Source organism: Ensifer sp. ENS06 (assembly GCF_014852205.1).
Classification (GTDB): Bacteria; Pseudomonadota; Alphaproteobacteria; order Rhizobiales; family Rhizobiaceae; genus Ensifer; species Ensifer adhaerens.
On the sequence record NZ_JACVBC010000012.1, the window covers coordinates 14,999 to 27,503 of the forward strand.

The 12,505-nt window shown below is 55.0% G+C and carries 9 protein-coding genes; 5 read left to right on the plus strand and 4 right to left on the minus strand.

The window, feature by feature from the left end:
- Nucleotides 1–9 precede the first annotated feature (9 nt).
- Both IB279_RS28815 and IB279_RS28820 read right to left on the minus strand, forming a co-directional pair.
- Nucleotides 10–1,053, minus strand: coding sequence for a YeiH family protein (locus IB279_RS28815; protein ID WP_192340126.1), 1,044 nt, complete (start codon nt 1,051–1,053; stop codon nt 10–12).
- 124 nt (nt 1,054–1,177) lie between these two features.
- Entirely contained in the window at nt 1,178–2,863 is a 1,686-nt protein-coding gene (locus IB279_RS28820) for a tetratricopeptide repeat protein (RefSeq protein ID WP_192340128.1), read from the minus strand.
- A 696-nt stretch (nt 2,864–3,559) separates the two neighbouring features.
- On the opposite strand from IB279_RS28820, the gene IB279_RS28825 reads away from it, so the two are divergent.
- From IB279_RS28825 to IB279_RS28840, 4 genes are all read left to right on the plus strand, one after another.
- On the plus strand, nt 3,560–4,369 hold the full coding sequence (locus IB279_RS28825; protein ID WP_192340130.1) for an ABC transporter substrate-binding protein: 810 nt from the start codon (nt 3,560–3,562) through the stop codon (nt 4,367–4,369).
- Nucleotides 4,370–4,432: 63 nt separating this feature from the next.
- On the plus strand, nt 4,433–5,944 hold the full coding sequence (locus tag IB279_RS37850) for an amino acid ABC transporter permease/ATP-binding protein (RefSeq protein ID WP_192340132.1): 1,512 nt from the start codon (nt 4,433–4,435) through the stop codon (nt 5,942–5,944).
- A gap of 156 nt (nt 5,945–6,100) precedes the next feature.
- Nucleotides 6,101–6,946, plus strand: a complete 846-nt coding sequence (locus tag IB279_RS28835; RefSeq protein WP_246802174.1) for a phosphate/phosphite/phosphonate ABC transporter substrate-binding protein — start codon at nt 6,101–6,103, stop codon at nt 6,944–6,946.
- A gap of 741 nt (nt 6,947–7,687) precedes the next feature.
- Complete coding sequence (locus tag IB279_RS28840) at nt 7,688–7,966, plus strand: WGR domain-containing protein (RefSeq protein WP_192340134.1); 279 nt, start codon at nt 7,688–7,690, stop codon at nt 7,964–7,966.
- Nucleotides 7,967–8,121: 155 nt separating this feature from the next.
- On the opposite strand, the gene IB279_RS28845 is transcribed toward IB279_RS28840, so the two are convergent.
- Both IB279_RS28845 and IB279_RS28850 read right to left on the minus strand, forming a co-directional pair.
- On the minus strand, nt 8,122–9,504 hold the full coding sequence (locus IB279_RS28845; RefSeq protein ID WP_192340136.1) for a tripartite tricarboxylate transporter permease: 1,383 nt from the start codon (nt 9,502–9,504) through the stop codon (nt 8,122–8,124).
- 1 nt (nt 9,505) lies between these two features.
- Nucleotides 9,506–9,991, minus strand: coding sequence for a hypothetical protein (locus tag IB279_RS28850; RefSeq protein ID WP_192340138.1), 486 nt, complete (start codon nt 9,989–9,991; stop codon nt 9,506–9,508).
- Nucleotides 9,992–10,844: 853 nt separating this feature from the next.
- Between IB279_RS28850 and IB279_RS28855 the strand changes: the two genes are divergently transcribed.
- Nucleotides 10,845–12,224 (plus strand): PLP-dependent aminotransferase family protein, encoded by a 1,380-nt coding sequence (locus IB279_RS28855; protein WP_192340140.1) that lies wholly within the window; start codon nt 10,845–10,847, stop codon nt 12,222–12,224.
- The last annotated feature ends 281 nt before the right edge of the window (nt 12,225–12,505 follow it).

Below are 12,505 nucleotides of genomic sequence, written 5' to 3' on the forward strand. Positions count from 1 at the left end.
GGGCAAGAATCAGAATAGTGATTTAATTAGAAGCAAGCTCAACGCAGCAATGAACGCGGAGGAGAAGCCCGCTACGACCAGCGGACGCGAGCCACGTTTCCTGATCTTCGTCACGTCAGCTCCCAGCCCGAGCGCGCTCATTGCCGCGGTTAGCATCAGCGGAGTTGCCTCTACAAGGGGCGTCCGAATCTCTTCAGCGACAAGCCCGCCGCTATTGAGCATCATAAATAGCAGGAAGACGACGATGAACCAGGGTACCATCTGCGTCCCGGCCAGTCGACTACTCGACAGCGTTGTCGCTAGGAACAACCCCGTCAGCAGCGGTGCCAGCAGCATTACACGCGCCAGCTTCGCGACGACCGCGCTTTGACCTGCAACGTCACCGGCTTGAAATCCCGCAGCCACAACCTGGCCAACCTCGTGAACAGAAAGGCCAACCCAATAGCCGAAGTCTTGCGGCTCAAGTGCGAAAGCGTCCTGAAACGCAGGAAAGAGAAACATTGCTATGCTGCCAAACAACGTTATGCAAGCAACCGCGTAACAGACATCCTCGTCGTCAGCTTTCGCCACTGCGTTGGCACCTGCGATGGCAGAGGCACCGCAGACAGAGGTGCCAGCGGCCAGCAACAGATTGAGTTTTCGGTCGATCCCGAGCAGCCGGCCCAATCCAAGGGAAAAGTAGAATGTTAAAAGCAATGCGGCGACTGCAAATAGAATTCCCTTGATCCCTAGTTCAGCAAGCTGAGCGAACGTCAATTGTAGGCCCAGCAGAGCGACTGCGACACGCAACAGGTGCTTCCCTGCCAAACCAATCCCCCCGCTGGTGCGTGGCGATAAACCCACTATGTTGGCAAAGATCAGACCGATCACGATCGCCAATATCATGGGGCTAAGGGGTGCAAAAGGCGACAGATGCCCAACGCCGTAGGCTGACGCGGTAATAACCGCAACAAGTACGACTCCTGGAGCGTAGCACGCTAGTCTCCCGAGAATGTAAGTGTCGATCCTTGTTGAAGGTTGAGTCACTTTAAATCCACTATCTTTATTGCGCATGACGGGCGCAGCGCTTTTTTGCAAAGAACAATTGACTTGGCAGTCATTCGAACCGGCTGATGCGAACGATAGGGGAGCGATGCTCGACGCGACGCCCGCAAAGCTGCTCAGCCCACTACTTCACTTAATGGCAGCAGCTTTCGCTCGTTTGAGGTTTTGTCCTGCAAAGGCACGACGAGGTGATTGACAAGTCAGTCTTGGATACAGCTGATGAAAGCTTGGCTTGGAATGTCGGAAGCTCGGCAGTATCCCCCCGCAATTTTAGACATTCCACGAGACCATGGAGGGCCCAAACGTTGTCCGGATGTTGAGCGCAACGTTGCACTCTCTCGGTCAAGCCTAAGTCATCTCGATAGACCCGTTCAGCCTCTTCTCGGTGTCCTTGATCAAGAAGTAGCGCCGCTAGGGCATGACGCGGCGGGTGCATCCAGGCCCAGGGTTCGGTGTAAGAGAGATTGTCGTCGAGCTCGACGGCTTTGCGCAAGTGACGGTAGGCCTCCTCATTCCGACCCTGATGATAGGCTAGTTCGCCGTCCAGCAACTCGCGGCCCACGGCAAGCGATGCATGTGTTGGGTTGCTCAGGAAACGGCGATCGGTCGGGATTTTTGCAACCTGTTGGAGAAAGCGGTCGCGGGCACGTTCGGCCTCATCGAAATTCCCCAGCGTTGCGTGCGCAACACCCTTCGCGTAGTGCTGCATGGTGGATGTGAGCAGATAAAGTTCTGGTTCCTCCACCACGGGTTCGGCGACAATTTCCTGCCAACGCCCAAAACGAACAAAGACGTGCGACATCATCGCGTGATAGCCTTCAACAGTCTGCGTGAACTTGGGCCGGTCGGGCATACTTATGACGTCGCGCGTCACCAGCCTGCGCATTTTGTGTGCAGCCCACAGCGACGGCTGATATTGACCGAGGAACATGCAGGCGTACATCATGAGGTGTAGGTCGTGACAGCAGCCAAGCAGATAGTACGTAGGCTCACTTGCATATGCGAGGTACGCGTCGTTGGCGCGTATCGCCCTGATACTCGCTGTTTTCGCCTTCTCGTACTCGCCGCAAAGCACATAGATATGAGCCGGCATATGGTTCATGTGGCCCGCGTCAGGACACATTCCACCTAGCATCTCGGCCGAGCGCATGGCCCTTTCGGGAACGGTGGACATCTCAAGCAAGTGAATGTGTAGATGAAGGATTGCCGGGTGCGCTTGCAGACCGGCCTCGTCGGTCAGCCCTATTGAGCGTTCGCAGACTTGCAGAGCTTCGAGGACGTCGGAGTTCGGAGCGGGAGTGCCCGTCTTGAGGTTCCATAGGCTCCGGACCGTGCGCATCATCAGTGCTTCGATAAAAATCGCCATCACGTCATGATCATCTTGGAAGCTGTAGTAAACCCGTCGCATCTCGGAAGCATATGAATCGTCCCACCGCCTGAATTCGAAGGGCACGCCGCGACGTGGCTCCGGAAAGCGCTGGCTCAGGGCATCGATCAATCGCCGTTCGACCTCACTGGCGCTGGACGCGTTTGAACGAGCAACCTGAACATGCTCAAAACACCTTTTAGCTACCGCATCTGCCTGCGCATCGCTGTGCTCCATCCATGTGAGATTGTAGAAGGGACCAGCTGCGTAAGCGATTCCCCAGTGGACCATCGCGCAATTTGGGTCCGTTTCGAGCGCCTTCTCAAAACATTTGATGGCTTCCTCGTGGTTAAAGCCAAAGCACCAATTGAGCCCCAAGGCGAACCAGCGCTGAGTTTCTGCGGAGGAAGTGGAAATAGCGCGCCGGTAAGTCCCGAGATTGAAACGGTCCATAGGAACTCCTGAGAAGGGTTGTCGAGGCGCACGCCGGATAGAAAACGCCGCCGCGAAAAGCCGCCGTGCGAAACCACGTCGCGAAAGCGTCTTTTTCGAGCAAAACCTAACCCTCACTCTCCCTTGAGGATATCTGACATATTCTTTTATTTTTCTCAGTATTTCTAAAGCCCTGGTCACGAACGTGTAAATTGCCGATTCGGCTCGCGCTCCGCAACGACACTTCGTGCCCCCGGCTTGGCCGAATGCCTGTGAAGCGTCTTTGCTCGGTCGTCGCGTACGGGCACCAACACGACATCCCAGTCAAGGGGAATACTCATCTCACGATCCATACCCGCAAGGTCGCCGGCTGGTCGACTTAGACCAGCCTAGCCACAAACATGCGACCGATGAGCATGTTTAGAAAAAGTTCGAAAAATATCAGAAGGGCTTATATTCATTTCAAATTGGAGACACCCTAGACTTCCATATGTAACTTGGCGTGAGGAGCTTCCAACACTCAGCCTCCGCGCGTGGAACTACTTTCAGACGTCAGCTCAAAGAAGCGAGAGGCTCGGCACTCGGGCCACTCTGAAACGGTGGGGCACTTCTCCATCCACAACTTGTACCCGAATGAGGCTTCCCGCAAAGAAATGCCAGAGCGGTGGGCGCTGATCAATGAGCTCAGAAAATCACCAAATAGAGGGGTTAACGACGATGGCATCGCATTTCCTTACACGCGTCGCACTTGCAACTGCTGTTGCGCTCTCGCTGCCATTTGCAGCAATTGCAGATGATTCAAACCCGTACAATCTGCTTACTCCAGGAACCATTAGCGTCGGTACGATGGCGGACTCCAAGCCAAATACGTTCGTGGAAGCCGATGGTACGTACACGGGTTTCGACATTGAATTGTTTCGGAACATTGCTGAACGCATGGGCTACACAGACGATAAGGTCGCGATCGTAGCCCAGGATTTTTCAGCACTGATGCCATCTGTCACCAACCAGCGGTTCGACGTTGCAATCGCAGCAATTGGAACTACCGAGGAGCGCAAGAAAAACGTCGACTTCTCCGATGGTTATCTTCTGTTCTACCTTTCGGTTCTGAGCGCAGACGCCTCCATTAAGGAGGTGGCTGATCTGAAGGGGAAGCGCGTCGGTGCGGTGCAAGGTGCACTGTCCGATATCTACAGCACCAAGAACTTCACCGACGCTCTCATCGTCCGCTTCCCCGATAATAACACTGCAATTGCGGCCCTCAACAACGGCACGATCGACGCTCATTTCCAAGATCACGATCCCGCAGTGGAGTATTCAAAACGATATCCGAACCTGCAAATTAGGATCGACGTACCGATGTTGGACACACCTGCCGGCTTTGTAGTGCGCAAAGGCAACGCCCCTCTACGGGAAGGAATCAATAAGGGCTTGCAGGCTGCAATCGATGACGGAACCTACGCAAAGATCTTCGCCAAGTGGTTCCCCGACGCGCCTCTTCCGGAGCGTTTCGAGTCCAAGAACTAACGAGAGAAATAGCGATAGAACGGGCCCAGGTGGCCCGTTCCCCAAAAAAAGAATGAGGGAACAATGAACTGGTTTGAGCTTTTTCAACGAAGCTTCTTAGACTGGGATGCAATGGCCGCGGTGCTGCCGACTATGTTGGCGGTTGGGTTGAAGAACACAATACTTCTAGCTGTGGCTTCAACGCTTCTTGGCATTTTGATAGGGATCGTTATCGCCGTCATGGGGATATCGGAATCAAGATGGTCGCGTTGGTTTGCGCGTGTCTTTACGGATATCTTTCGCGGACTGCCCGCGATCCTGACAATTCTGTTGGTAGGACAAGGCTTTGCCAGCATCGGCCGCCAGTTTTTTGGCGCGTCGCCTTATCCACTTGGCATTCTCGCCCTTAGCCTGATCGCCGGAGCATATATTGGCGAGATCTTTCGTGCCGGGATTCAAAGCATCGACCGCGGACAGTCGGAGGCGTGTCGTGCGCTGAGTATGAGCTACAACCAAGGCATGCGGCTCATTGTCATTCCCCAAGGCATTCGGCGTGTTTTGCCCGCATTGGTCAACCAGTTCATCAGCAACATCAAAGACTCGAGCCTTGTCTATTTCTTGGGACTTTTGTCCAGTGAGCGTGAACTGTTTCGTGTAGGCCAGGACCAAGCGATCGCGACCGGGAACCTGTCTCCGCTTCTTCTCGCTGGTATTTTCTACCTCTGCATAACAGTACCGCTGACGCACTTCGTCAACTACATCGACCACCGCCTTCGAACCGGGGGCAAACCCGCGAGTATTGGTAGTGGCCTCCAGGAATTAGGCGAACTGGGCGCCCAGACCAAGGCGGCCCGGGACCTCAGCCCGCTGAAGGGTGCTCGCGTAGATGTCAAAGGCATTTCAGTGTCGTTCGGTGATCACAAGGTACTACACGATGTCGCACTTCAAATTGAACCTGGGACAGTGACTTGTATTATCGGACCTTCCGGATCAGGAAAGTCGACTTTTCTTCGAACGTTGAACCGGCTCGTTGAACCACAGGAAGGTTCAATCAAGATTGACGGCGAAGAAAGTAGAACGATGAAGCTTGAGGCGCTGCGACGGCGGGTTGGTATGGTTTTTCAGCATTTCAACCTCTTCCCGGATCACACCGCTCTACAAAACGTTTCGCTCGCACCGATCAAAATCAAAGGTATCGCTCGCGATAAGGCTAGGTCGATTGGCGAAGCGCGGCTTGCCGACGTGGGTTTGGCCCACAAACTACACTTCCGTCCGAACAGGTTGTCAGGAGGACAACAACAGCGCGTAGCCATCGCGCGTGCTCTTGCGATGGAACCTGAGGTGATCTTGTTCGATGAAGTGACAAGCGCCCTCGATCCGGAACTGGTGAAGGGGATCCTTAACCTCATGGCCGATCTGGCAAAGCGGGGCATCACAATGGTCGTGGTAACACACGAGATGGGCTTTGCAAGACGAGTGGCGGACCAGGTTGTCTTCATGGACGAAGGCCGGATCATCGAAACGGGATCACCCGCAAAGATTTTCGACAATCCGGAAAGCATGCGGCTGAAACGGTTCCTTGCCGAAGTCCTTTAATCCGAACGAGTCCCAGCTTGTGGCACCGAATATAGCAGTCTGGCACCCGTGAGGCTGGCGCAATCAATTGAAAATGCCCAGACATAGTGAACGCCTGCGACGTCCGGATCGAAACCATTAGGAGCTAACCGGGCCGATTAGAAAGATGGAAATCATATGCTGAAAATCGACATGCAACCGATTGCCGCGCTGCCAATGTATGACTGGCCCGAGGTCAGAGATGAGGTAGACCAACAATGGAGGCAGATACGCGACAAGTTTCGTTCTTTGGGCATCAATGCTCCGGACATGCTGGTGCGTTCGCACAAAGAGCTTCCTGGTGCTCCAGACGGAATCCTTGATACCGAAGGAAAGGTCATAGCTGCCGATCCGGCGACGTTGTACTCTGAGGGTCTCGATCCGCGCGCAATCTGGATGCATCCCGCACTACTCTTCGCCCAGACATGCTGGGGGCCGATGCATCACGGTCTCGCCAAACATGTCAAAACGATTTCACAACCGAACTATGGCGAGTTCGAAGGCGGAAACGGCGAGTTCTACTCAAGCGCAATAGTCATGCGTGCCGGGGAAGCTCCCTGGGGCAAGGCTCCATCGAACGGCAGAGCGTCAATTCCACTCGAGTTCTTGCGAGACCGCCGCTTCACTTTTAATGATCCCCATTCGATGTCCGGCTTGCTCGGCCTAGTTCAGGACCTTGAAGCAATGGGCGAGACGCTTGAAATATTTTCAGAGCGAATTCCGAGCGGCGGGCATCGTGAATCTATCAAAGCAATTGCTGCGGGACACAGCGACGTTGCGGCCATCGACTGTAAGAGCTTTGCATTGGCCCAACAGTTTGAACCTGCAGCAAAAGATGTAACTGTAGTCGGATGGACAAGCCAGCGCAAAGGCCTGCCATTCATCACTTCCAGGCACACGTCCGATGAGATTGTCCTTGCCATGCGCACGGCACTGGAAACTCTCCCTGGCATGGTTGGTGCGCGAGAGATGCGACCGCAATAAGCGTGCGAGAATAAAAGGAGTACGCAGCGTCTTTCTATGCTGACGTGTGGACGGCCGTGGCTTTTCCGCCTTCGCAAGTGAACGCGGCAGATTGCATGGACATGAGCAAACGTGCCGGTCAATAAGCGGTGTAGACGGTCACCCTAATGCGCGCCGCGCGCTACGCTGTTGTCCCCGCTAGCTCGCCGGCAGGAATAAAGTGCGACACGGGCGAGTCCAGCGGCGCAGACCCTCTGTTGCCTACGGAACGCGCGGCATCTGCCCAATGCCTGCTAACGCTCCTGGACCTTTGATTTTCTCGCCTTGCGCAGTTCATCGAATCACCTGGCAGTTGGCCGTGGGTGGTTGATGCACTAAAGAAACAGATTGCCTCGACCGACTGCGCGTCCGCGATTTCGATGGCGAGGGAATTGCGTTGCAGCGCTGGTGCATCGGCTGACTGCCGTCCACCTCCGGCTAGCGAGAATTGCCGTGTGGCTGTAACCGACACAGTGCCCGTCATATCAGGTGTGGCGCGGTTTGGTGCAGTGTGTGAGAAAGCCACCCTGCTCAAGGACGACCTGCAGCCGAAACGCGTCTAGCATCGCCTCGTCTACGAAGGCTACAACCTAAACAATGATTTGTCCCTTCACCAGATCAAGAGAAATGGGTCGGCTTTATATCACCAACGTGAATCGATTCGACCCGAGCGATTCAAAACTCTCATTGGACGCGGAATCGTCGACACGCGATGCTGTATGCATGACTAAGCATCACACTAACTTCTATTTTCGACGGATAGATCCAAGCCGAAACATGGCGCGCTACTATGCGCTGTCCATACAGCCAACACTTTTCGGTGATGTTTCCCTCATACGGGCTTGGGGACGTATGGGAACGCTCGGCAAGGAGATGAGCCACCATTTCGCATCCGAGGCTGAAGCCATGGCGCTCCTTCGCAAGATCGCCCGCCAAAAGACCGCGAAAGGCTATGTTGCGATGCCAAGCTGGGGGATACTTTCGGAAGATACAACGGTTTGAATACGGTGTTGCCATGCGCTCCCCTTTCGGACGTCCTTTCAAACCACCTGTCCGCGCTCAGGAGCCCAGCCCCCCTTTGCCGTTCGTGATCCAGTCGATCGTATGCGCGATGCCACTTGGCGCTGCGATCGCCGCAGCGCCAAGTGGTGGGCCATTCAGACGAACAGCTTCATCAACGCAGGTACACTCAATACGGCCGCGTAGTAACCCATGAACTGGACCCCGGCATTAAAACCAATGACGCGATTGAGTGTGCCCCCAACAAGCCCAATGGTGAGAATTACCAGAAGGCCGAAGATGCCACCTTCCCACAGCCCGATCACTGCGACGAGACCCACGAATGTACCAATTATTGCCTCATGGCTAATACGTCTCGCAACAAACGCAGCTGCGGTGTGGGCATAATTCATCGCGAACGGATAGGCGATCAGCGCGGCTAGTACGACGGCAAGTAATCCGTAGCCGAGAAATTCCATCGGACTCATCATCGTATGAAGGTTGTTGACTTGGCCGGATGCCAAATCGACGGTAAAGCGGGGCGGCGCATTGAATAGCGGCGCTGCTGGCCCCGCCGCGACTGGGCTTAGGGGCAACCCGAACGCAATGAGTGGGATCAGGGCCTCCGCTATGTAGGTGGATTCCGTCACTCCGTTTTTCACGCTGAGCACCGTTGTCAGCCTATGATAGGCATGTTTGATGCGCGATCCAACGATTTCTCCAGCCAGTACCGTCATTGCGACAGGGCTGAAGACGAAAGTCGCGCTGGTGACGGCTGCGGCCGCCGCAGTTGCGGCGATCTGGGTTTTGTCGAGGACTTTGAACGGGTTTGGAAAGAACCCGGCCCAACTTTTTACGTCCGGTGCAAGTGAGGATCGTCGATATTCCGCACGGTGCATTCGTTTTGCCTCGACGGGCGAAATAGAGGAAATGAGATCGGCCACAAGTGGCCCAATGGCGATACCTAGGAAATAGCTGACACTAAGCTTTACGTTCTGCTGGCCGGTGAAACTTTGCAAAGCGACGATCAACATAACGAACGGAACAAGCGTCAAAACAGACGACCAGCGGCCCGCGGAGAAATACGCGATGAAGATGGCGGCGGCGATGAAGATCCAGGGTGCTGATGACGTGATCGCTTTGCCGAAAGGGGCAAGCAGGATGGCGAAAAGCACGGCAAGTGGCACGGCGATGAAGGCCGATATTATCGCGCCCGCAAGCATCTTGCGCAACGCGATATGCGGGGCGCCTAGATTGCGAAGTGCCGTGGCTTGCTGCAGAAGCGGCGTTGCCAGCGTATCGCCAGGTATGCCGAGAAGTGCCGTCGGGACCGCATGGGTCATGTGCTTGGATATCGCAGCCGCCATCCAGAAGGTGAAGATGCCAACGGGTGGAACGCCGAGGAGCACCACGAGCAGGGTGACCGGCGCTATAGTAGTGGTTTCATCGGTACCAGACACCAATCCAATCAGGGAAAACAGCACGGCGCCCGCGAGCCCCATGGACACGGCGACAAGAATGTCGAACACAAAGCCGTTCATGTCAGGCGTCCTTCTCTGCCGGGTTGGCGGGGGCCTGTTGGCCTTTCGTGCAAGGCCGATAGTTGGCAAAGAGGTCGTAGAGCCCGACCTCTTTCATTTCTGCCGCAGCAACGGGCGGCAGATCTTCAATTCGCCCTACCCCGCCCCTTTCCAGGTTCAATTGATCGAGCGCAGCAATGCGCCACGCTGCGTTTGCGGTTTCGTCGACAATGACACGTTTGGGCTTGAACAGCCTGGCACCAATGATGCCACCGCCCACGCAGCCAAGGATGCCGAAGAGCATAGCGATCGCTCTGCCTATTTCCGGTGTCGAAGCCCTTCCTGCAAGAAACCATCCTGCGATCCAGTAGGTGGAAAGGCTCACGCCCGTCCCGATTGCTATCGCTTTGGCGAGTTGAGTGCGATCAACAATATCGCCCCAAACTTCGGCAAGGTTGTCGCCCACCGACGGAGCCGGCGCTCTCACCCGGTCAATTCTATCTGTCATTGTTTATCCCTCCCTATTACTATTGCTCGAAACGCAGTGCGAACTCCTCTTCGTCACCGCCAGGCATGGACAGAAGGTCACGGGTGTGTGGGCCTGCGGCCCTCTGCAAAAGCTTCTGTGCCCGTAGCTAGTACGTCCTTTTCGCCTGCCATCGATCTGGACATGTCGTCGATTTCGGCTACCTCGACGGCGCCCGTTGCGTTTGAAATCCGGGTCAGCTTGTGTTGCAGGGGGCGTCCTCGTTGCGGGGCCGAGCGCGATCCTATCGACCAGATTACTCGCATTGACTTCCCATGGAGATCGCGACTGTACGTGTCACTGCGCGCCCTCGTAATCGCGTGCGGTCGTTTCAGTCGTTCCTCGATAAGTTGCCAACATGTTGACCGTGTTCGCGCCGGTTGCGTCACACGCCACAAAGAGTGCATGTATCATGAGCATCGGTCCGCGCGTGGATATCGGCACAGATGAACTGCATCCCCGATGTGTAGCGCGCGCCGACACGATCCTTTCACGCCGGGCAAGGACTCTAAGACGAGCACTATGCGGGTCCGTGAGCCCTAGAACCTGCGCCGGCTCTTGCATGTCTGACAAACCGTTCCAAGTTTGGAGACCGCCATCAGCCCCGGCGATCGCAGAGAGGCGATCCGACGATGTTAGATTGCGGAAATTTTCCAGCCGCAAGTTCGCGGCGTACGATTGCTGAGCGGCCATGCGTCGATCTCCTCCTATCGAAATGGCTTGCAACGCCCTCCAACTGTCCTAAAATTGGCCCGTCACGCAAGGGACAGTTCTTTGATTTACGTTGTGGACTGTGCCATTTTTCTTTTGGGACAGGTTATGAGGAGGGGCAGGATTGAGCCGCGTAGAGGAGGTTGTTCGGCACCTTAGTCAACAAATCCAAGAGGGCGTCTATCGTTCGGGGCAGAAGCTTCCTTCAGTGCGCGACGGAGCTCGTGACCACGGCATTTCCAAGAATTCTATGGCCGAAGCTTATGACCGGCTGGTGGCACAGGGCTACCTGATCGCACGGCGAGGCTCGGGATATTACGCTGCCGAAGTGGCGTACCCGGAACACTCGCGCGTGACGCCGCATATTCGAGAGGCCGTCGATATCGTTTCGTTGCTGCGAGAGCAGTTGGATCAGCAGTATGACGTGCGACCCGGTGACGGTCGCCCGCCGCTTTCTTGGATGGAGGGATCCGAAATACGACGGCATTTCCGCAACTCGCGTACGACGACGGGCGACGTAGAATACGGCTATGGAAGCTCATGGGGGTATGGCCCTTTGCGCAAATGGTTGCGCACCTCGCTGAGCGAACGATCAATCGCCACGTCCCTTGATGGCATCATGTTGACCCACGGCGTGAATCACGGTCTCGATCTAATCATTCGTCATCTGCTCGAGCCGGGCGATACAGTGTTCGTTGACAGCCCAGGGTACTATCCTCTGTTCGCTAAGTTGCGGCTGGCGAAGGTCACGATCGTTCCGATTACCCGCAGGTCGGATGGACCTGATCTGGAAGAATTCGCCTCAAAGCTCTGCGTCCACCGACCCAAGATTTTCTTCACGCAGTCCCAAGCTCACAACCCGACTGGTGGCTGGCTCAGTCCGGCCAATGCCTTCGGACTTCTGCAACAGGCCGATCGGCACGGTTTTTTGATCGTGGAAGACGATGTATTTGCTGACTTGATAGCGCCGACCCTGCCTCGACTTGCAGGCTTCGGCCAGCAGGAGAGAGTGCTCTACGTCGGTTCCTTCTCGAAGACACTTTCCGCCAGCCTCCGTTGCGGTTACCTCGCAGGCAGCCCAGCAATGATAAGGGACCTGGTCGATCTAAAAATGCTGACCATGGTTGCCAGTTCAGTTTATGTGGAAAGCCTGGTGTACGAACTGATCATGAGCGGACAATATCTCAAGCACCTGCGCCGGCTGCGAGCGCGCATCGAGGAGGCGACCAAAGCTTCCGTTCAAGCACTTAGCGAACTCGGCCTTTCTGCGGCGACGCCCAAAGTACCTTGCTTTTATTTATGGGTTCCGCTTCCGGAAGGTACCGTAGAGCAGGATTTTTGTCGCAAAGCCGCTGAGAGCAATATCTTTGTCGCGCCCGCAAGCGTTTTTGAAGTTGAGCGTGACGTGACAAGATTTCCTGGAATGCGCGTCAACGTTGCGTATGGCGCAAGCCCGCAGTTCGTCGACTTTCTGCACAAGCAGCTACGTTCCGCTTCAAATTAGCGAACCCAAATGTAAGGCGAAAAGATACGCATCGTTGAAGCTGGACCACGCGAAGGTTTCGTACTTTTTTCCTATGAAACCCGCCCGTATATATGCTTGTTACGTGAACCACTGATGATGATCATTCACGTTTAGAACAATTCCTTCCTGACAGATATCTACGAAGATTTCCGTATACCCTTATTGAATATTACAATTTTTAATCCCGCGGCAACAATATGTTCTTATATTTGTATTGGTATATTATATACTAATAGAAACTTGGAGATCTATATCGACTC

Coding starts and splice junctions, on each gene's coding strand:
- IB279_RS28815 (WP_192340126.1), bottom strand. CDS start 1,053: ATGCGCAATAAAGATAGTGGATTTAAAGTGACTCAACCTTCAACAAGG.
- IB279_RS28820 (WP_192340128.1), bottom strand. CDS start 2,863: ATGGACCGTTTCAATCTCGGGACTTACCGGCGCGCTATTTCCACTTCC.
- IB279_RS28825 (WP_192340130.1), top strand. CDS start 3,560: ATGGCATCGCATTTCCTTACACGCGTCGCACTTGCAACTGCTGTTGCG.
- IB279_RS37850 (WP_192340132.1), top strand. CDS start 4,433: ATGAACTGGTTTGAGCTTTTTCAACGAAGCTTCTTAGACTGGGATGCA.
- IB279_RS28835 (WP_246802174.1), top strand. CDS start 6,101: ATGCTGAAAATCGACATGCAACCGATTGCCGCGCTGCCAATGTATGAC.
- IB279_RS28840 (WP_192340134.1), top strand. CDS start 7,688: ATGACTAAGCATCACACTAACTTCTATTTTCGACGGATAGATCCAAGC.
- IB279_RS28845 (WP_192340136.1), bottom strand. CDS start 9,504: ATGAACGGCTTTGTGTTCGACATTCTTGTCGCCGTGTCCATGGGGCTC.
- IB279_RS28850 (WP_192340138.1), bottom strand. CDS start 9,991: ATGACAGATAGAATTGACCGGGTGAGAGCGCCGGCTCCGTCGGTGGGC.